General features: G+C 41.1%; 16 protein-coding genes. 10 read left to right on the top strand and 6 right to left on the bottom strand.

Annotated elements, in window-relative coordinates:
• Positions 1 to 359 precede the first annotated feature (359 nt).
• Together ACFG4S_RS07965 and ACFG4S_RS07960 are read left to right on the top strand one after the other, a co-directional pair.
• Positions 360 to 797 carry a transposase gene (locus ACFG4S_RS07965; protein ID WP_392534280.1) on the top strand — a complete coding sequence of 146 codons (438 nt, stop codon included), beginning with the start codon at positions 360 to 362 and terminating at the stop codon, positions 795 to 797.
• A 279-nt stretch (positions 798 to 1,076) separates the two neighbouring features.
• Positions 1,077 to 2,357, top strand: a complete 1,281-nt coding sequence (locus ACFG4S_RS07960) for a serine hydrolase (RefSeq protein WP_392534279.1) — start codon at positions 1,077 to 1,079, stop codon at positions 2,355 to 2,357.
• A 395-nt stretch (positions 2,358 to 2,752) separates the two neighbouring features.
• Here the strand turns inward: ACFG4S_RS07960 and ACFG4S_RS07955 are convergent, their stop codons facing one another.
• Positions 2,753 to 4,696 carry a cytochrome-c peroxidase gene (locus ACFG4S_RS07955; protein WP_392534278.1) on the bottom strand — a complete coding sequence of 648 codons (1,944 nt, stop codon included), beginning with the start codon at positions 4,694 to 4,696 and terminating at the stop codon, positions 2,753 to 2,755.
• A gap of 167 nt (positions 4,697 to 4,863) precedes the next feature.
• A protein-coding gene (locus tag ACFG4S_RS07950; RefSeq protein WP_392534277.1) for an IS5 family transposase occupies positions 4,864 to 6,361 on the bottom strand; the annotation gives its coding sequence in 2 pieces (ribosomal slippage) (positions 4,864 to 5,911 and positions 5,910 to 6,361; 1,500 coding nt in all).
• A gap of 834 nt (positions 6,362 to 7,195) precedes the next feature.
• Between ACFG4S_RS07950 and ACFG4S_RS07945 the strand changes: the two genes are divergently transcribed.
• The 4 genes from ACFG4S_RS07945 (at position 7,196) to ACFG4S_RS07930 (ending at position 10,150) form a co-directional block, all read left to right on the top strand.
• Positions 7,196 to 7,921, top strand: a complete 726-nt coding sequence (locus tag ACFG4S_RS07945; protein WP_392534276.1) for a pyridoxine 5'-phosphate synthase — start codon at positions 7,196 to 7,198, stop codon at positions 7,919 to 7,921.
• A 114-nt stretch (positions 7,922 to 8,035) separates the two neighbouring features.
• Positions 8,036 to 8,755: a SnoaL-like polyketide cyclase gene (locus ACFG4S_RS07940; RefSeq protein ID WP_392534275.1), complete on the top strand. Its 720-nt coding sequence runs from the start codon at positions 8,036 to 8,038 to the stop codon at positions 8,753 to 8,755.
• A 64-nt stretch (positions 8,756 to 8,819) separates the two neighbouring features.
• Positions 8,820 to 9,149 (top strand): MgPME-cyclase complex family protein, encoded by a 330-nt coding sequence (locus ACFG4S_RS07935; protein ID WP_392534274.1) that lies wholly within the window; start codon positions 8,820 to 8,822, stop codon positions 9,147 to 9,149.
• Between the two features lie 323 nt (positions 9,150 to 9,472).
• Positions 9,473 to 10,150 carry a hypothetical protein gene (locus ACFG4S_RS07930; RefSeq protein WP_392535935.1) on the top strand — a complete coding sequence of 226 codons (678 nt, stop codon included), beginning with the start codon at positions 9,473 to 9,475 and terminating at the stop codon, positions 10,148 to 10,150.
• A gap of 167 nt (positions 10,151 to 10,317) precedes the next feature.
• Here ACFG4S_RS07930 and ACFG4S_RS07925 read toward each other — a convergent pair whose 3' ends face one another.
• From ACFG4S_RS07925 to folD, 3 genes are all read right to left on the bottom strand, one after another.
• Positions 10,318 to 10,773, bottom strand: a complete 456-nt coding sequence (locus tag ACFG4S_RS07925) for a divergent PAP2 family protein (RefSeq protein WP_392534273.1) — start codon at positions 10,771 to 10,773, stop codon at positions 10,318 to 10,320.
• Positions 10,774 to 11,043: 270 nt separating this feature from the next.
• Positions 11,044 to 11,976 carry a geranylgeranyl diphosphate synthase CrtE gene (gene crtE, locus ACFG4S_RS07920; protein ID WP_392534272.1) on the bottom strand — a complete coding sequence of 311 codons (933 nt, stop codon included), beginning with the start codon at positions 11,974 to 11,976 and terminating at the stop codon, positions 11,044 to 11,046.
• Between the two features lie 173 nt (positions 11,977 to 12,149).
• On the bottom strand, positions 12,150 to 13,028 hold the full coding sequence (gene folD / locus ACFG4S_RS07915; protein WP_392534271.1) for a bifunctional methylenetetrahydrofolate dehydrogenase/methenyltetrahydrofolate cyclohydrolase FolD: 879 nt from the start codon (positions 13,026 to 13,028) through the stop codon (positions 12,150 to 12,152).
• 418 nt (positions 13,029 to 13,446) lie between these two features.
• Here folD and ACFG4S_RS07910 point away from each other — a divergent pair, with 418 nt between their 5' ends.
• From ACFG4S_RS07910 to ACFG4S_RS07900, 3 genes are all read left to right on the top strand, one after another.
• Entirely contained in the window at positions 13,447 to 13,854 is a 408-nt protein-coding gene (locus tag ACFG4S_RS07910; RefSeq protein ID WP_392534270.1) for a hypothetical protein, read from the top strand.
• A gap of 244 nt (positions 13,855 to 14,098) precedes the next feature.
• Positions 14,099 to 14,530 carry an NUDIX domain-containing protein gene (locus tag ACFG4S_RS07905; protein ID WP_392534269.1) on the top strand — a complete coding sequence of 144 codons (432 nt, stop codon included), beginning with the start codon at positions 14,099 to 14,101 and terminating at the stop codon, positions 14,528 to 14,530.
• Between the two features lie 144 nt (positions 14,531 to 14,674).
• Complete coding sequence (locus tag ACFG4S_RS07900) at positions 14,675 to 15,778, top strand: AI-2E family transporter (protein ID WP_392534268.1); 1,104 nt, start codon at positions 14,675 to 14,677, stop codon at positions 15,776 to 15,778.
• A 30-nt stretch (positions 15,779 to 15,808) separates the two neighbouring features.
• On the opposite strand, the gene ACFG4S_RS07895 is transcribed toward ACFG4S_RS07900, so the two are convergent.
• Entirely contained in the window at positions 15,809 to 17,188 is a 1,380-nt protein-coding gene (locus tag ACFG4S_RS07895; RefSeq protein WP_392535934.1) for a sensor histidine kinase, read from the bottom strand.
• A gap of 1,365 nt (positions 17,189 to 18,553) precedes the next feature.
• Between ACFG4S_RS07895 and leuS the strand changes: the two genes are divergently transcribed.
• On the top strand, positions 18,554 to 21,175 hold the full coding sequence (leuS, locus tag ACFG4S_RS07890) for a leucine--tRNA ligase (RefSeq protein WP_392535933.1): 2,622 nt from the start codon (positions 18,554 to 18,556) through the stop codon (positions 21,173 to 21,175).
• Positions 21,176 to 21,271: the final 96 nt, after the last annotated feature.

Genomic DNA, 21,271 nt, shown 5'->3' with positions numbered 1-21,271 from the left:
AAAACTAATGATATGAACTAGTACTAGTAGTTTATCAAGCGAAGTTTAAAGGGTAAAGAAACGAACCGCAAAGGACGCAAAGGACGCAAAGGACACAAAGGAAGAGAAAGAGAGAAAGATTTTAAAACTTGGTTTACTCAGCAAAGTTGCCTTGACAGACTACTAGGGTTGGTAGACTACTAGTAGTTTATCAAGCGAACTTTGCGGGGTAAAGGGTAAGGGGGAAGGTGGGGCCCCCACGAAGTGGGGATAAGGGGCAGCGGGAAAGGGTTTAAATCTCTTACCCTTTTCCCTTTCCCCTTTCCCCAGTCCTCACAAGCGCATTTTTGGGTTGGTAGACTACTAGAGGAGTTAAACCTGTGGGTTTAAGCCAATGGCAACGTGAAAATTTTTATTTATACGGAGTCGTAGAACCCCTAAGTGGATACAGCTTTTTCTATGAGTTCCCCTACCTGAATGGTAGTTGTTTTCAACACTTTTTGGATTTGCTGTCTGCTGATCTGGGTGATGATATCGCGGTTATCCAGTTCGACCAAGGATCTTTTCACAAAGCCAAAGCTCTCGATTTTCCAGATAATATTATCCCGATTTTTCAACCTCCCCACTCTCCTGAACTTAACCCCATTGAGCGCTTTTGGGAATTTCTCAAATCTAAACTCCAATGGGAAAATTGTAAAACTCTCACACAACTAAAGCACAATTTAACTGATGTTCTCAAAGAAATTACACCTGAAATGATTGCCTCTCTCACTTCTTACGACTTTATCCTTGAAGCCTTATTTAGCGCAGCTTCATAAAGAATTGGTATAAGTTGGAAACATTATTAATCCTTGGCTCGTCGTTCCGCTAGATTAACAATTTCTATTGTTGTCAACTCACACCACAAATAAAACTGTCAGCGATTTACTTTGAATCAGTAATGATAATTTATCGTGCTTATGTAAACCAAAATATCATCTGAGAAAATAACTCAACGGGATTTAGTAATTTTTCTCCGGAAATTCAGCACAGTCATCAGAAAACACTCTAAGTAAACCTGATTAGTTGTTTCTTACTTGCACACCCACAATCACAACATGAAATCACATCTACTGGCAATTGCTTTAAGCAGTTTAGTTCTCGTGGCAGGACAAGCTAAAGCCTCACAATTACAGTCTTGGTACTATGATTCTAGCCAAAACCAATTAGACTTAACTACCACTTCGGGAATAGAACCAAAAGCATTTTTATTAGATAATCCTAGCCGATTAGTGATTGATTTACCCGGAACTAATTTTAATTCCGATAGTGTCAAACAAAGTTTTGGTAATGCGATTAAAGAAATTCGCATTGGCAAATCAGACTCTCAAACAACTCGTTTTGTTGTCGAGTTAGCTCCTGGTTATGATGTTACTTCTCAAAATATATCAATTAAAGGAGATTCTCCTTCTCATTGGATTTTCAAATTCAATTCATTTAGCCATCAAAGTAATCCCATTGTTGGAGAAAATCGAGAAGATATTGCCATTAAATCCACAGATGCATCTACATTTGCTGGAGTTGTTAATCTTGGTCAAGAAATGGTTGGCATCACTTCTCAAATTCGCACGTTGTTAGCGAGTTATAAATCATTAAATCCAGGAATATTTTTCTTAGATTTATCTACAGGAAACTATATAGATATTAATGGTGAGAAAAGATTTGCGGCTGCTAGTACAATCAAATTTCCCTTATTAGTAGCTCTTTTTCAAGAAATAGATGCTGGGAGAATTAAACTCACCGATAAATTAGTGATGCGGCGTGATTTAAAGGTTGGCGAATCGGGAATTATGCAATACAAACCCGTGGGAACGAAATTCAGCGTCCTGGAAACTGCTACCTTGATGATGACAATTAGCGATAATACCGCCACAAACCTGATTCTCGATCGCTTGGGTGGTGCAGCAAGAGTTAGTCAACGTTTTCGTAGCTGGGGATTGCAAAATACAACACTCCGAAATCTACTTCCAGACATCGCTGGCACAAATACAACTAGTTCTAAAGATTTAGTCCGATTAGCGGCGTTAGTTTCTAATAATCGTTTGTTATCCCCAAACAGCCGCAATCAAGTTTTAGGCATTATGCGCCATGTCAAAACTAATAGTTTACTACCAGCTGGTATTGGTCAAGGAGCCACCATCGCCCACAAAACTGGGACGTTGAGATTTATCATTGGTGACGCGGGTATTATTCAAATGCCCAACGGCAAAAGTTATTTAGCAGGTGTTTTGGTGCAAAGACCAAACTACGATCCGAAAGCTGGAGATTTTGTCCGTGAAGTTTCGAGAAAAGTCTACAATTACCTAGACAATACCAAAGTTAGCGATCGCACTCGTTAAACCACGTCTATCTTGAAACCTGTAGTTCTTCTCTAATGAAAAAGATTTGCCCTCATCCCCCAACCCCTTCTCCCATATCTGGGAGAAGAGGAGCTAGAATTTCAAAGTCCCTCTTCCAGATATGGGAGAGGGATTTAGACCCGGATTTCTCACGCATAGTGTAGGCTTCAGCGGAAGAGGAGTGTGGGGGGTAAGACTTCTTCCCCATCCTGCCACACCTCACCCTAACCTAGATTTCTCACTTGTGAGAAATCCAGGTTAGGGTGAGGGCGAAAACTACGGTTCTCAACTTAGATGAGGTTTAGCAACAAAGTTAAAGGAATTGGGTATGGGGCATTGGGAGTGCTGAGTTAAGAGTTATTCTCCCCCTGTCCCCAGTCCCCAGTCCCTGCTAATTAGTCCAGGAAATTTGGGATAGGATTACCACCATTCTTACCAACAGCAGGAATTTCTAATAGACTATCTGTGGCTTTACCAGTACCGTCATCGGTAACATGTGTAGAGTCACCTGGATGCCCGTTGGGGACAAACAATTGCGGGTGGTCAAAAGGCGCTTTCTCATACCGAACTCGGTCATCAGTTAGTCCCTTTAAAAAGGCGACTAATTGCTGCTTTTCTTCTGGTGAGAGTTTTAGAGGGGGAAGAACTCCGAAGTCACCACCTCGATTGTAAAAATCAACCACTTGCTCTAAAGTTGCCTGACCTCCATTGTGGAAGTAGGGAGCAGTGAGTTCCACGTTGCGAAGTCCAGGTGCTTTGAATGCTCCGTCTGCGGTCACAGTTTCACTAGGATTCAATGGGGGACTGAGGGTAGGAGGGTTTTCACCAAGGAGAAGGGGAAATTTCCCTAACTGAGCCACTCGTGCTTCTGAGAGCGGATTACCTTGGCCGTTACCAAACAAACCGTCATTACCACCCAAGCCGAGGTCGTCGATATTAGGTCTAACACCAATCCGGAAGAAACCATTATCTTCAGGGCTGTTTGGCGGAAACGGCGCACGTTTGATTCGTCCGTTTTTACTCACATTGCTCACTGAAGCAGCGGTTAATTCTACTCCAGAGTGACAACCAATACACAGAGCTTTGCCTCCAAACAGTTCTTTACCTAGTTGCTGCTGCTGGGTGAGGGCAGTGGTGTCGCCATTCAAGAAGCGATCGTAAGGTGTATCATTGGCGATGAGCGTAGACTCGTACAACTGAACTGCTAGCCCGAAGAATAGCGAGAAGTTGTACTCCATCAAAGTGTACTCATTAGTCTCCAAGGAGCGATCGGGTTTTTTGACAAAAGTCCGTCTACCTTCAGCATCAACTTGGATCAGTTTATTAGACTTCCACCACTCTGACTTAAAGGCATCTTGAATCATGCGATCGTAAGTTCTGTCTTTGAGTCCAGGTTTAGGCCATCTACTATCTGCACCTAAAACGCTGTCTTGGGGATGAACAAGTTGTTCGCCTAATGGTCTTAGAGGAAATAACTTTTTCGCAAGTTTTCGGGGCAACTTTTTACCCTTAGCAACACTACTTCGCCCAAACTTATCACCAATTTCTTGAAAAGTCCGACCATCAGCAGACACTTCAGAGGAACTGAGTGGTGGTCCCACCGCTTGGGAAGCTAGAGACGAATTATTTAGGCTGACTTTAACAAAGCTTAGCTGATTTGGAGTTTCTGCCTTGACAACAAAAGCGTTAGGATCTCTCAAACCGAAAGGATTCACCCCATTAAAGATGTTCTGTGCCCTACCATCCCAGAAGTTGCGGAAGTTAAATACTGCATTAATCACGCTTGGGGTGTTACGGGACTGAACACGGCGTACATTTATGCCTCCCACGTTAAACACGGGATCTGGCTCAGTTTTTACTTGGTCTTCCGCACTACCAGGTATAACATCAACAAACTTAGTATTAGTAACCCCCTGGGAAGAACTGACATCGTTGCGATCGTATATAACACTGGTAGGATCGTTCGGATCTGATAGTTTGTGGAAGGGAAAATCTTCTCGCTTGAGCTGGTAGTTGGGTAGTCCACCTATATCAAAAACTGTATCTGGATTCTGTGTACCATCTGCATTAACCCGCAAAAGCCCAGGAGCAATCTGATTTTTGGATCTATTGTCAGCTCCAGCATGAAAGTGACAGCTAGCACAGGAGGTTTTACCATCACTACCAACCTGCATATCCCAAAAAAGAGCCTTTCCTAACTTGATGGCGGCTGGTTTGTCTTTTACGAAGTCTCCAAGATTGTCGGGTTCTGGAACCGATATATCTTTGAGCCAAGGTACAGACGAGCCAGCAATCTGCGCTGATACAGTATTTCCAGCTATTACTGCCACCAGAACCATAGCAGCAATTGTTATATTCTTGGAAAATCTCGATCTTAGAGGGTTAAGCTTGCTAGATCTGAATCCACCTCTTGAAGTAAGTAGGGGTTGCTGAAAAAGTATGAAAAAGCAATTCTTTTGGGTTGACTAGTTATTCAAGCAAAATGAAAGATAAGCTTTTGTTGTCTCTAATTCAGAAAATAATAACTTTCAGTTATAGGAAACTGCAAAAAAGGTGCAGTTTTCAAAAATAGACATAAAAAAGCATAAAACACGCGCGACAGGTGAGTAGAAAGATTCATCACTAAAAAAGTAATAGCAATTGCAGTTTCAGAAGTATGGGAAAGTTTCGCCATCACTCGATTGAGGCTAAACCTTCTTTTAGCTTGCCCAAATTTTCCTTCAATACAATTACGAATTTTCTCAGATTCTAAATCTTGTTTCTTTTTTTCTTTACTAAGATTAGCAGGTGGTCTTCCCAAAGGAGGGCCACTGATGATAATACCTCTTTCTTTGCACCAAGCTCTATTCTCTCTTGTGCGATAAATTTTATCTACATGAACCGATTCTGGATAATAGCCAGTATAATTTTTATATGCTTCTACTTGTGCTTTTAAGTCTCCTGATTCATTAAAATTATCCCAACTAATATGGTCTAAAAATACATATCCATCAAAATAACTAGCTGATAATTTTGCCCCAAATTCCACGGCTTTCCCAGCTTTTCCACGGACAATTGGACGGATATGTGGTTGGCTTAAACTAACGATTCGGTCATCAATACTCTGTTTTTTATTTTCATACAACCATAGTTGTTGACGATAAACTTCTACAACTACAAGCAACATTTTATATTGTCTAGTACTTAGTTTTTCTAGAGTTGCTCCTGTTCTGATTAGCTGGTCAATATGAGATAAGTTTCTTTTGATATATTGAAGCTGCTTTTTAATCGCTTTTTTCCTATCTTTTTGGGATACACGACGCTTTTTAGCGACTTCTAAGTAGTCAATTCTTGCTATTTCCCGATAAGTCTTTGGTTTTTTCTCTAATGTACCTTTTATCTGTTCATAAAGAAGGTCTATTATTTGTTCTGTCTGTTTTCTTGCTTGGTTCAATAGCTCGAAATCTGTTGGATAGCTGATGTCTGCTGGCGCACAAGTCGCATCTAATATTAATTCTCCCCGATTTTTTGGCGTGTTATCTTCTTTTTCTAATTCTTCTTTTTTTTTGAGTTGATTCAGTTGATTCAATTGATTCAGTTGCTAAAGTCGAAGATGTTGTCTCTAGTATCCTCTTAACAGTTTCTTGATTTACTTTGTTTACTAATTCTGCACTAATTCTTTCACGAAAATGGACTAGCATCGATGCATCAAATGGAGCTTCATTAATATAGGATGACATCCCTATGAAGTACTGTAGATAAGGGTTTTCCTTGATTTGTTCTACTGTCTCTCTATCACTTATTCCTAGTTTTTCTTTGATTATTAATGCCCCTAATGCCATCCGAAATGACTTTGCTGGCGCTCCCATCTCTACAGAGAACCCGGATGAATATTCCTCTTCAAATTCTGCCCAGGGTATTAAATTCGCCAGAATAATCCAACGATTATCTGATGACAACTTGCCTGAAAACGGAAATTCAAAGTTCTCTGGTGAGATTGGATTTTGCCCCTGTTTTCTGTACATGGTTACAAACAGCACACTTGTGTACTGCTGGTCGCGGTTATGCAAGGATTTTGGGCTATTTTACCCTCAAGTCTTGCACCTGAATATACTTCTTTGGTCAGATAATCTATATCCTGTGAGCTTCTCTTTCTTTTTCAGCAACCCCTAAGTAGTAAATAAATTGGTAAGCTAGTCAAAACCAGCACTAAGACTATTACGGGTATAATTCCCATGCTTTGGTTATAAATTCGATACTGAAAAAAATTATACTTTTGTAAATCAATTTGAAATTTATTGTTTACGTAAAAAAATTACTAATTTTTCGTGAACAAAAAGACCAATAAAATTACAAATCAATTGAGTAGAGTAATGAATTTTTTCTACCTTAAAATTAAATAAACTAGAGAGTGAATATAGATAGGTTTCAAGAATATTTTGATAAGCTTAGATATGAAAATGACAGATGTTTTAGAGACTATTTATAAAATAAATATTAAATTATAGGATGTCTTAAAGCAGCGCTTAACTTACCTATAAAGATAGTACGGCAATGCTAAATTAGATTTTATCAGACACTCAATTTTCTAGACAGCCGTAACACATCCTACTGAATATTTACTTTCTAAATAGCCTCTTAACTTAATTATCATCTGTACATGGATTACAACATAAAGTCACTATTTAATAATTCAATAAAACTCAATACATTTTTATTAATTATTTTCTGTTAAGGGTTCCCTGTTCCCTTGGATAAATATAAAATCAAAGGTGTAGTCTCTGTCGTGATGAAGTAAAATTCCGGCTATTTACGGTAGAATCAAGTTCTGAAGACTGTGGATTGGGGAGAAATTTGGGGTGTCTACACTTGGCGTTAACATTGACCACATCGCCACTATCCGGCAAGCGCGGCGAACAGTTGAACCAGACCCCGTAGCGGCGGCGGTACTGGCAGAATTAGGGGGTGCAGATGGCATTACGGTACATCTGCGAGAAGACAGACGGCATATCCAAGATCGAGATGTGCTACTGTTGCGGCAAACAGTCAGAACACATCTGAATTTAGAAATGGCCGCTACAGACGAAATGGTTGCGATCGCCCTTGACATTAAACCAGATTATGTAACTTTAGTCCCCGAAAAACGCGAAGAAGTCACAACAGAAGGGGGACTGGATATAGTTGGGCAAATTGCTAGAATAGGGGAAATAGTTGATAAATTGCAAAGCGCTGACATTCCAGTTAGTTTATTTATTGACGCCCACCCACCACAAATAGAAGCCTCTGTTAAGGTACAGGCAAGGTTTATTGAATTGCACACCGGACAATACGCTGAGGCTAAAAATGAAACAAATCGCGATCGTGAATTAGCCGTATTAGCTAAAGGGTGCGAACAAGCAATTCAAGCCGGATTACGAGTCAATGCCGGTCATGGACTCACCTACTGGAACGTCTATCCTGTGGCTGCGCTTCCAGGTATGGAAGAATTGAACATTGGTCATACCATCATCAGTCGAGCAGCATTAGTAGGTATGGAAAGGGCAGTCCGTGAGATGAAACAAGCTATAAGGGGGAATGGGGCATAGGGGATGGGGTATGGGGTTTTTCTTTCTCCCCCTGCCCTACCTCCGCCTCCTAGAGGGGTTGTCACTGCGAAATCTGGAAATTGGGAGCAAATTAAATCTTCAGCAAAAACTTCTATGAGCGCAACACAATCAAACAACCTACCGCTTTGGGTGCAGGAGCGCGATCGCGTGATAGCAGAAAGCACTGATGTCGAGTGGCGCTATCAAACACCGCCTGATTATTCCCGTTCCAAAGAGAATCTTGCTCAAGAAAGTACGCACAATCACCTTGAAGGTACACTAGAAGCGATCGTGGAGAATTTGGTGCGAACCTTTGAGATGGAAGTATCCTTCAAAGCTAACCCGCAACAGTGGTTATCTATTGTAAATGACAAGTTTCGCGTCAGTACCAATGGCGGAGTAGACTACACAACAGCAGATTTATCTGCCCAAGGTACTTACAATCTATTTATGGCTGATTCAGAACACTATAAGGCTTCAGAAGAAAGCTTTGAATCATCCGCAAAAGTCTTCCACACAACATTTCCCCAAGGTTTCCCTTGGGAAGTGCTGGAAGTTTTCTCAGGACCACCGAATGTAACATTTAAATGGCGGCATTGGGGACATTTTAACGGACAATACAAAGACTATGCACCTACCGGAGAAACGGTGGAAATTATCGGCATGAGCATTGCAAAAGTTACCGATGACTTAAAAATTGTTTCCTTAGAACACTACTTTGACAATAGTCTGTTCTTAGGTAAGCTAACATCTGGTGGCAAACAGGCAAATGCTGAAAATCAAGGAAGTACTTGTCCCTTCAGTTCTTGGTTCAAGAAATTCCACAAAAGTTAATTCGTAGGGGTACAGAGTGCAGCACTGTGCCCTGAAATTATTCACTAAATACTAAAGGATGAAAATGCAAACATATCATTACGTTTTGGCCAGTCAACGCTTTATCCTCGAAGAAGAACCGATAGAGGAAGTTCTCAAAGAGCGCACTCGTTATTACCACGAGCAAGAAAAACAAATTGATTTTTGGTTAGTCAAGCAACCAGCTTTCTTAGAAGCGCCCCAGTTGGCAGAGATTAAAGCGAAGTGTCCCAAACCAGCAGTAGCAATAATTTCCACTAATCCCCAATTGATTACTTGGTTAAAACTGCGTTTAGAGTATGTCATCACAGGAGAATTTCAAGCTCCTTCTGAGACAATACCTGATGCCTTGGCATCTTTGGCTACTGTGTCTTAGGCATTAAGCATAGGGCATAGGACAAAACAGTGCTGTACATGGATAGCGGGGCGTTTAGCTCGTGCTGAGTTAGGAGTTAGGAGTTATTATTCTCCCCATACTTCGGCTACTTCGGCTACTTCGGCTTTGCGGTAGTTGAATCTCGACTTCTCCTAACGGAGACGCTACGCGAACGCTCGATTTTTGCGTAGTCGAAACTCAGTACAAGTCTCCCCATCTCCCCAGCGATGCACTGAGCTTGTCGTTGGCGCAGCCTCTCGCAGAGAAGTGTCCCCATTCCCTATTCCCCACTTTTATTTATAAAATCTTTGAAGACACCATTTATCTATGTAACTTTTGTGCAGAGATTTCAGACTTTACCAAGTGTTTTAGGATTAGCTATATCTACGATGAGCTTCGCTTACGCGGGGTTGATTGGTGGGATGAGTTCTGTCTTTGCTCAACAAGCCATTCCACTTTGTCAAGCACCGAGTGCAGGTGAGTATCTTTTATTAGTAGTCAGTCCCACAGCAGATAATCAAAAGCAATTGCGTAGTGCCTTGCCACCTGAACTCAAGACCATCACTTGTAAATATCTCAACGAAACTGTGACGCGCATAGGGGGCTTTAATAAAATTGATGATGCTAATCGATGGGCAAGGTATGTCAGCAATATTGTCGGTTTATCTGCCATCATTACTACTCGGCCAACATCCCCAGATGTGCAAGCTCAGCAACCTCAGCAGCAGACAATCAGTTATAATCCCCAAGCCTTAGGAGAGGGTTATGCAGTGTTGGTAGATTATTACAATCGCCCGGAACTAGCAAATAGCATACAGCAAGCTGTGGGAGGTAATGTAGGTTTTGTTTCTTATGGACAACGCCCTTACTTACTGGCAGTTTATACTACCAACCAAACTGAAGCATATAACACATTGCAAAAGCTGAACAATCGTGGTTTTGTTGCCAGTATTGTAGATAGTCGCAAGGTAATTCTGCTGCGGTCAACTGTGCGATTCTAGCGATATAGCTAAACTGCTGAGTACTGAGTTATTCTTTCCCCTGCTTTCCTTGCTCCTCTTACCTCCTACCTCCTGCCGACGCTCTCTACGAGACGCTAAAAGCGTAGCTTGCAACTCTTACAGAGTACGCGGACTCGCTACTGCTGCGCTATCCTGCCTTCTACCTCTTAATAAGCAGATCTAGCTAACCAATAAACTGTTATACCCAAAGCTGAGCCAGCTATGACCTGAACTGGTGTATGTCCAAGTAACTCCTTTAGACGGTCTTGGCTAAAATCTGGTTTTTCATGAAATAATTCATCAATCATTTGATTGAGGATACGAGCTTGCTTACCAGCTGCTTGGCGAACTCCTGCTGCATCATACATAACGATGATGGCAAAAACCATTGCCACGGCAAAATCAGGAGATGCCCAGCCAAGTGTTTCGCCTACACCAGCAGCTAGAGCTGTAACCAGAGCTGAATGGGCACTCGGCATACCTCCGGTTGTCACTAAAACACGGATATTCAATTTGCGATTTTTGACGATCTCGATTATGAGCTTTAATGTTTGAGCAATTAAACAAGCTACCAGAGCAACCAGCAGCACGCGGTTGTCTAAAATGTTGCCTATGTCCTGCATGGTATTTTGGTTAAGTTAGTAGTATTAGCAGCAGTGGTTGGTTGAGGAAACATTTATAGATTCAACCCAAAATCCAAAATTAACCTAGTAGATCGTGGCGGCAATAACGCCACCGTTAAAAATAGACAAAAAGTCTATGCTATGAGCATTTGCGCCTTTTGCCTTTTTGTACTAGTACAGCACGGCGTAAATAAACTATCCATTCCAAATTAATAAATGCTTACGCTGTATTCATTTTGAATTTTGAATTTTGAATTCCGTTTTCCGGTACTAGTTATTGCGATTAATAATAAAATGAGCGATCGCTTGGAGTGTCTTGGCTCTCTCCCCAAATGGTTCTAATTCTGCACAAGCTGCTTTAACTAGCTCTTGGGCTTTTAATCGGGATTCTTCAAGTCCCCAAAGACTGGGATAGGTTACTTTCTTAGCTTTTAAATCTTTGCCCGCTGTTTTGCCTAATTGCTCCTGGGTAGCAGTGATATCCAGAATATCATCTATGATTTGAAATGCTAGCCCAATATTTTGAGCATAACGGGTTAGCCGCTGCACATCTTCAGATGATGCCCCTGTTATGATCCCGCCAGAAACTACGCAAGCTTCCAAAAGTGCGGCTGTTTTGTGTTCATGAATGAAATTCAGCGTTTCTAGAGAAATATCTGATTTTCCTTCACACTCTAAATCGACAACTTGACCGCCAACTAAACCAGCTGCCCCTAAAGCCCTGCCAAGACGGATAATTACTTCCAAAACTCGATCTCTCGGGACATTTTGGGGGGTTTCCATAGCAACCAATTCAAAAGCCAGAGCTAACAAGCCATCCCCAGCTAAAATTGCTACATCTTCGCCATATATCTTGTGATTGGTCAGCTTACCGCGACGATAATCGTCATTATCCATTGACGGTAGGTCGTCATGAATCAAAGACATTGTGTGGATCATTTCCACTGCACAAGCCGTTGGCATAGCCATTTCGATGGTTCCACCCATCATTTCACAAGTAGCAAGGCAGAGAATTGGGCGTACACGCTTACCTCCAGCTAATAATGAGTAGCGCATCGACTCATAAATTGTTTCTGGATAAACGATGGGAATAGACCGATCCAAAGCATTATCACAAAGCTTTTGTCGCTCTTTGAGATAAGCTGCTAGGTTAAACTTGGCTTCCTCTGGTGGTGTCTTTTGAACGTTATCAGTTGCTACCATTCTTAAATTCCTGACATTTTAGGATTTTTGTCTTATACGTCACAATTTTAAGGTGCTGTGGGGCTGAAAAAATGAGGAGTTGGCAAAGAAGACGCGGGGAGGGGTGACGGGGTGAAAGAATTTTCCACATCCCCATATCCTCGCCTTCCCGTGTCCCTGTGCCCCGTATTTCCTCATTTTCTTGCCGTCCTGGAATAGCTAGCAAATGTATTTTGCAACAATATGGCGACGGTCATCGGACCAACACCACCAGGAACTGGGGTGAGAAATCCTGCTACGCCAGCAGTTGATTCCAAATCGACATCGCCAACTAGGCGACTTTTGCCACTAGCATCTTTGACGCGGTTCATTCCCACATCTACCACAACAGCGCCCGGTTTTACCATATCAGCAGAGATCAGTCCAGGACGACCTACTGCTGCAATCAGAATATCAGCATTCTGAGCGATAGTTTTGAGGTCATGGGATCGCGAGTGAGCGATCGTGACTGTGGCATCAGCTTCTAGTAACATTAATGCCATTGGCTTACCCACTAAAATGCTGCGTCCAACTACTACTGCTTGTTTTCCCTGCAAGGGAATCTCATATTCTTCTAAAAGCCGCATAACACCAGCTGGGGTACAGCTACGTAAACCGATTTCTCCTCTTACTAGTCGCCCCAAGTTCACTGGGTGCAGTCCATCGGCATCTTTATCGGGATCGATTTGATGTAAAAGGCTCACAGCATCCAAGTGGTTAGGTAAGGGTAGCTGTACGAGAATGCCATCGACTCGTTCATCTTGATTCAGTGCAGCGATCGCCTCTTCTAATTCCCTTTGAGTGGTTTCGGTAGGAAAATGCTTACCAAAAGAGGCAATACCAACTTTAGCGCAGGATTTTTCTTTGTTGCGTACATAAGCAGCTGACGCTGGGTTATCGCCAACCATCAGCACAGCTAAACCAGGCGATCGCCCAATTTTTGGTTGCAATTCGGTAATGGCTACAGAAAGTTCTTGCTGAATTTTTTCGGCTAAAGCTTTACCATCAAGGATTTTGGCAGTTTGTGTTTTCATGAAAATTTCCAGCTATATTCGCTTCTTTTCCAAAATTAAAATACTGATTCTTGAATCTTGACTTTCGACTATTATTGTGTTGCTGTTTGATGTCGTAGGGTTTTTCTCACAGTAAATCCATAATGTTTATTTTCTCAGATCGGCGACATCATCTGATGAATAAAGGATTAAGGATCAAATGAAATCAATTCAAAATTCAAAATGACCCTCTCTACGAGACGCTAAAAGCGTAGCTTGCAACTCTTACAGAGTACGCGGACTCGCTGTAAACGTTCGTTGGCGCAGACTCTCTAAGAGTTGCTATGCCGGAGGCTTTACGCTGCGCTAACAAAATTCAAGCATTTTAGAACTTCTGCCTCCTCTTTCTCAATGCCTAACGCCCAATGCCCAAAATAAATCGATGGCTTTCATGCAACAAATGAGAAATTTTTTCCTTTCGTTCTTGTACGGGCACAGTATTATTCCCTATCGCCTGGGATTCGCTTTTTTCCTAGTAGCAGGACTTTGTAGTTGTGGTAATTTATCTCGGTCTGGCTTAAATGGGAGTAGCTTAAAAATTGGCACAAATGTCACCCCAATTCAAGAAATTAAACCAGAACAAAAGAATCAAGCTACAGTTTACATTCAAGGGAAGATAGAAAAGCAAGCTCCCCTGATGAAGCAGTGGGCTTATGAAATCAATGATACAACTGGCAAAATTTGGGTTGTCACCAATCAGAAGAGTCTGGGCGAGGGGGCGCAAGTAGTGTTTAAGGGTAAAGTTCGCTACCGAAGTATTCCCTTAGGTGGCAAAGAGTTGGGGGAAGTTTATTTAGAAGAAGAATGAAGAATAATTCAGGATTCAGAATCAATCAGTCAGGATTTACAGCAGTTTTCTTTTTTATAAAGTACAAAGCTATGGGTTTTGAAGCAGGAGGCTGAAGGGAAGAGGATTTGACTTGTTTCTTCCATCCATAACGGAAGCGATCGCGTCCGTAAACAGCTTTTATTCATCTGTCAGTTGTAGAGAATTTATGCTGGATTCTGACTGCTGAATCCTTTGTTGATAATCAGCAATTAAAAATTAAAATATGAGCAATCAACCGGTACATGTAGCGATCGCAATTCTCTACCAAAAGCACAAATTTCTGATGCAATTGCGCGACAATATCCCCGGTATTCTCTATCCTGGTTACTGGGCGTTATTTGGCGGTCATATCGAACCTGGTGAAACGCCAGATGTCGCAGTGAAACGAGAAATTTTAGAAGAAATCGGCTATGTCTTACCACCATTTATTGAATTTGGCTGTTATCCCGACGAAAAAGTTGTTCGTCATGTCTTTCATGCACCATTGTTGGTGGAGTTAAATCAATTGGTTTTGAATGAAGGCTGGGATATGGGATTATTGACGCCAGAAGATATTCGCCAAGGTAACTGTTATTCAAAAAATGCTGGCGAAGTGCGACCTTTAGGGCATGTGCATCAGCGAATTATGTTGGATTTTATTGAGACAAATCATTAAACTTTATTGGGTATGGGGCATTAGGAGTGCTGAGTTAGGAGTTGGTATTATCTCCTCCGCCCCTCCGCCCCCCATCTCCCCCTTGCCCTCTTCCCCACTCCCAGCAACCAAAATCAAGTTAGAACTCTTATGGAGTAATTACTAATGCAATCAGCAAACAAACTACCACGATGGTTAACTATAGGATTGGCATTTCCCATTATTATTCTTAACGGTTGGCTATTTCTCCAGGTTGTGCAGTATTTTCAACCCTTAGTCAGCATTATTGCCGCCGCTATCCTCCTGGCTTTTGTCTTGAACTATCCAATTCAGTTTCTTCAACAACAAGGGGTAAAACGCAATTTAGCGATCGGGGGAGTGTTACTTTTAACTGTGGTGATTTTAGGGGGTTTAGGTATCACTTTGGTTCCCCTGATTATAGAACAACTCAACGAGCTAGCTAATATTTTGCCTAGTTGGATTGATTCTGGTACTCAGCAAGTGCAAGCTTTTCAAGATTGGGCGTTAAGTCAACAGCAACTTCCGATTAATTTAAGTGCTTTAGCTAGCCAAATTTTAGAAAGATTATCTAACCAACTCCAATCTTTCACGGGAAGAATTCTCGGTTTTGCTGTCGATACCATTGGTATTGTACTAAATGTACTGCTGGCGGTGGTGCTGACTATCTACCTAATATTAAATGGCGAACGTCTTTGGGATGGAATTTTTCAGTGGTTTCCCCCTAACATTGGCTCAAAAGTCCGAGAATTACTTCGAGAGGATTTTCACAATTACTTTATTGGTCAGGCTACATTGGGTGCTGTACTCGGATTGACAGTCACACTGGCATTTTGGATTTTACAAGTTCCTCTGGCGCTACTTTTTGGTATCGGTATTGGCTTGTTTTCTCTATTTCCCTTTGGTACTGGAATCGGTATCGCTATAGTCAGTCTTTTGGTGGCGTTGCAAAACTTTTGGCTAGGAGTGGAAGTTTTAGGTGTAGCTGTGGCGATCGATCAAGTAAATTCTAATTTTATTGCACCCCGAATTCTCGGCAATTTGACTGGCTTAAATCCCGTGTGGGTAGTGATTTCTTTGCTGCTGGGAGCTAAGTTAGGAGGTGTGCTGGGTTTATTGATTGCAATTCCCATTGCCAGTTTTATCAAGGATCTGGCAGATAGCTGGCGTGCTGGAGAGTTGAATAAGGTAGAGAATATTGAGTTAGAACCTGCAAAAATCCCGACTGAAACAGTAGGAAATTATAGTTAAAACCCAATCATTTACAATCATTTAAATTAATTAAATAGAGGAATTAACTTCAACTGGAATTTTAATAATAAACTCAGTTCCTTCACCCAAAACAGAGATACATTGGAGTTGACCACTATGTTTTTCCACAACAATTTGATAACTGATAGATAAGCCTAATCCGGTTCCTTTACCAATAGGTTTAGTGGTAAAGAATGGGTCAAATAATCGCTTTTGTAAACTCTCGGAAATCCCTGAGCCATTATCCGCAATCCGAATCATTACTTGTTTGTCGTCACTAATTTCAGTACGAATACGAATTTGTCCTTGATTCTTTACTAATGACGGATGACTAGTGACTAGTGACTCTTCTACAGCATCAATAGCATTTGCCAAAATATTCATAAATACTTGATTGAGTAGTCCAGCATAGCATTCCACTAGGGGAAGATTTCCATATTCTTTAATGAGGTCTATACTTTTAGGAAGTTGATGATTTTTGAGACGACTTTGTAAAATTAGTAGGGTACTATCAATACCTTCATGAATATCAACTAGTTTTTTCTCAGATTCATCAAGGCGGGAAAAATTTCGCAACGAGACAATGATTTCTTCGATCCGCTTTGTACCAACCTTCATAGAACTGAGAAGATTGGGGAGATCGGTAGTTAAAAAATCCAGTTCAATTTGAGCGATCGCAGTTTTAATTTCCGCTGTTGGCTCAGGATAACATTGTTGGTACAATCTAATTAAACTGAGCAAATCTTGACTATACTCAATGGCATGGACAAGATTACCAGCAATAAAGTTCACAGGGTTGTTAATTTCGTGTGCAATTCCCGCAACGAGTTGTCCCAAGGCAGCCATTTTTTCATTCTGGATTAATCTGGTGTAGTTTTGCTGAAGATCCTGAAAGCCTTCTTTGACAACTCTAGATTGTTCTTGTACTTGCTGTAATTTAATCAGTGTTAAGACATTAATTTGAGAGTAAGCTAAGAGTAATTGATGAAAGTCAATCACTCTATATTTTCCAGACTTAGTTTTAACTAAAATCGGCTCATAGATAATTTGGGCTGGTCGTTGTAAACTTATTTCAGTGGCTTTGACAATTGACATATCGTCAGAAAGTAGTAATATTTCTGTCTGGAAAAACTTGTAGAGAATTTTAATCGGTCTAATAGAAAATAGTGAGAAACTGTAAGGCTGGCTCATATGCTCAAAGAATTTTCGTCGTGAAATCATTCCCACATATTCTTGATGATTATTAAGAATAATTCCTGGTAATAAAGGATGTTGCTTAAAAAGCCTAGCTAAATTATTACCTGGAGACTCTAATTCTGTGTAAACCTGCCAAAAGGGTAATTCTTGTAAAGTTGACTCTAATCGAAAGTTTGGCTCATTAGTATTTGTTAGACCAGCGGTAGCTAGCATAGTCTCAATAGTTGACTGTTGAGGTAATATTTCTGGTAACATCTTGAACAACTATCTCACTAATTTTAAACTTCATGAATTGTTACAAACTTATTTTTCCCAAATTAGTGCTTAAAATTCACAGGGCAAATATAGGAAAATTATCTAGAATATCAATAAATATTCTGACTTGTGTTTTTTACAATCCTGCAACAAGCACCATTTTTGCAGCTTCATAAAAAACTAAAGCAAGTAATTAGGGGCTAAGATTTCCAGCTATGTTAATAAATTAAATTTAAATTTGGGAGCATCTCACTTTTGTAGAAAGCTTTTTCAACCTCACCCCAACCCTCTCCTTACTAAGGAGAGGGAGCAAATATCTTGTTTCCCCCCTTACTAAGGGGGGACTAAGGGGGGTCGATTTAGGGTGCATTTGCAAAACTGAGATGCTCCCTTTAAATTTAGGGTGCGTTACGCTTTTAGCTAACACAGTCAATAATCATAGATGTGTTAGCCTACGGCATAACACACCCTACTTCTGAACTGTATTGAGCTAGTCAAAAACTTCCTTATATTATATCTTTGCTTCTTTGCAAAGGCTATCTCACCAATTAAAACATTAATTAATTATTGATTATCTATGTTTAGAGGATGTTTGAAAAGTCCTCTTCTTGGTAGAAAAACGTTTTAGATCCCCCTAAATCCCCCTTAAAAAGGGGGACTTTGAAAGGTTTTGCGCCCCTTAAAAAGGAGGGTTGGGGGGATCAATAAGTACCTAAAATCACAGCCAAGCACTTTTCAAACAACCTCTTAAACAAAGGAAATTAAGTTGTTAAATACTAACTGAAATCTTGTCAAAAAAATTTACGATTTCTATACCAAGCGGATAGAGTTTTAAATTGCTGGTGTTCTAAATGTTTATCTATGATACGATAGCGATTTTAGAAAATATAATTTTATGTTTATGTTTACGCATTTAAAGCTCGAAATTAAGACTGTTCCTGAATTAGAGGATTTATGGTGTAGCTAGAGTATGCGCCCGACGAGGAGTACAGCCTATAAGAGAAGTTACATTACTTCGTTAATGGCATTACCCATTTCCGGCATTAGTTCACTTACCCCCCTACCTGTTTATACTCTTACACCTAGCGTTAGTAAGGGTTTTTATCTTACAAGCTTGGCATTTGAGTAATAGTCTAAGAACTTTAGGGATATAAGATAGATAAGAATAAGGGATACTAAACTGATTTTATAAATTAAATTAGAAGATTACTAGACAGATAATTCACCCAATATAATAGTTCAAATGTACTAAAAATGGTCAATTACTAGAAAATTAGTAGAAATTAAAGTGTAGCAGGCATGAAACCATTGGAAATACGTTCTATTGATTCCCGATATAATCCAGCAGCGATTGAGGAAAAATGGCAAAAAACATGGGCAGAACTTGGCTTAGATCGAACACCTACAGCTAGCAAGAAGCCAAAATTCTATGCTTTATCCATGTTCCCTTATCCATCGGGCAGCTTACATATGGGTCACGTCCGTAATTATACGATTAGTGACGTTATTGCCCGCCTCAAGCGAATGCAAGGGTATCGGGTAATACACCCAATGGGTTGGGATGCCTTTGGCTTACCAGCGGAAAACGCCGCCATTGACCGTGGTGTACCGCCAGCAAAGTGGACTTATCAGAATATTGCCCAGATGCGGCAACAATTGCAGCGTCTTGGTTTATCCATTGATTGGGAATGTGAACTTGCTACCTGTTCACCAGACTATTACAAGTGGACGCAATGGATTTTCTTGCAATTTTTGCAAGCGGGTTTAGCTTACCAAAAAGAAGCAGCGGTAAACTGGGACCCTATCGATCAAACTGTGTTGGCAAATGAGCAAGTCGATAACGAAGGACGCTCTTGGCGCAGTGGGGCAATAGTTGAGCGCAAATTGTTGCGTCAGTGGTTTTTTAAGATTACTGACTATGCCGAAGAATTACTCAATGACTTGGATAAGTTGACAGGTTGGCCGGAACGTGTCAAATTAATGCAAGCAAACTGGATTGGCAAATCCACAGGCGCTTACTTGGAATTTCCGATCGTTGGGATAGATGAAAAAATTGCTGTATACACCACACGCCCCGATACAGTTTATGGTGTTAGTTACGTCGTATTAGCACCAGAGCATCCGCTAACAAACCGTGTCACGACAAAAGAACAACAAGCAGCAGTAGAAGTCTTTATTAAAGAGGTTTCCAATCAAAGTGAGTTGGAACGTATTGCTGAAGATAAACCTAAGCGGGGTATTCCCACAGGTGGTAAGGCAATTAATCCCTTTACAGGGGAAGAAGTGCCGATTTGGATTGCTGACTACGTACTGTATGAGTATGGTACTGGGGCAGTCATGGGTGTACCAGCACACGATGTTCGGGATTTTAAGTTTGCCAAAAATTACGATTTGCCGATTGATTTTGTCATCGCTTCCCCAGATGATGTTGCAAGTTTTAACTTAACTCCAACATCTGAAATAGATGAAGTCACCCAACTCATACAAATTGAATACAACCAGGCATATACTGAACCAGGAATTTTAATTAATTCCGGTGCTTTTACTGGTATGGCTTCTACAGATGGGAAACAAGCAATAACTGAATACGCCGAAAAACAAGGTTTTGGTAAAGTGCGGGTGCAATATCGCTTGCGGGATTGGTTAATTTCGCGCCAGCGTTATTGGGGCGCACCGATACCTGTAATTCACTGTCCCAACTGTGGGATAGTGCCAGTTCCTGACAAAGATTTGCCAGTACAGTTGCCCGAAGAGGTGGAATTTACTGGACGTGGCGGTTCACCTTTGACTCAGTTAGAAAGTTGGGTAAATGTACCTTGTCCAACTTGTGGCACTCCAGCAAAGCGGGAAACTGACACGATGGATACTTTTATTGATTCCTCGTGGTATTTCTTGCGCTTCCCTGATGCTAAGAATGAACAACAGGTTTTCGATTCTAGTAAAGTTAACGACTGGATGCCAGTCGATCAGTATGTGGGTGGGATTGAACACGCGATTTTACATTTATTGTATTCGCGGTTCTTTACTAAGGTATTGCGCGATCGCGGTTTGTTAAATTTTGACGAACCCTTCCAACGCCTGTTAACTCAAGGTATGGTACAGGGTTTAACTTACTTGAATCCCAACAAGGGCGGCAAAGATAAATGGATTCCTTCTGAGTTGGTAAATTCAACCGATCCCCGCGATCCCCAGACAGGTGAACCATTGCAACGTCTTTATGCCACCATGTCTAAATCAAAAGGCAACGGTGTAGCGCCAGAAGATGTAATTTCCAAATACGGTATAGACACAGCGCGGATGTTCATTTTGTTCAAAGCACCCCCACAAAAAGATTTGGAATGGGATGAAGCCGATGTGGAAGGACAATTCCGCTTTTTAAATCGGGTTTGGCGTTTGGTGACGGATTATGTTGCTGCTGGTGTATCCCGTAAGCAAGCTCAACTCTCTGATTTAAGTAAAGCAGAAAAGGAGTTGCGACGGTCAATTCATACGGCGATTCAAGCAGTGACAGAAGACGTGGAAGATGAATATCAATTCAATACAGCTATTTCCGAATTGATGAAATTGAGTAATGCCTTAACTGATGCTGACGGGAAAAATTCCCCAATTTACGCAGAAGGTATTCGGACTTTGGTGGTATTGCTAGCACCATTTGCACCACACATTGCTGATGAATTGTGGCATTTATTGGGTGAAAATGATTCTGTTCACACTCAAACTTGGCCATCATTTGACCCTGCGGCTTTGGTAGCTGATGAAATCACTTTAGTGATTCAAGTTATGGGTAAAACTCGCGGGGCGATTCAAGTACCAGCACAAGCAGATAAAGTAGCGTTGGAGAAATACGCCCGTGAATCAGAAGTTGCCCAGCGTTACATCGAAGGCAAAGAGATTAAAAAGGTAATTGTCGTGCCTGGAAAGTTGGTAAATTTTGTAGTCAGCTAAAGGAATTCAAAATAAAAAAGATCCAACTGGTAGTCTGTTTCTTTAATTTTGCAAGGTTTGTAGTGAGCGATTGATCGCTCGATTTCCAGCACTGAA

It is taken from the genome of Nostoc sp. C117 (assembly GCF_043099735.1).
Lineage (GTDB): Bacteria > Cyanobacteriota > Cyanobacteriia > Cyanobacteriales > Nostocaceae > Nostoc.
This window is presented reverse-complemented; position numbering and strand designations above follow the sequence as displayed.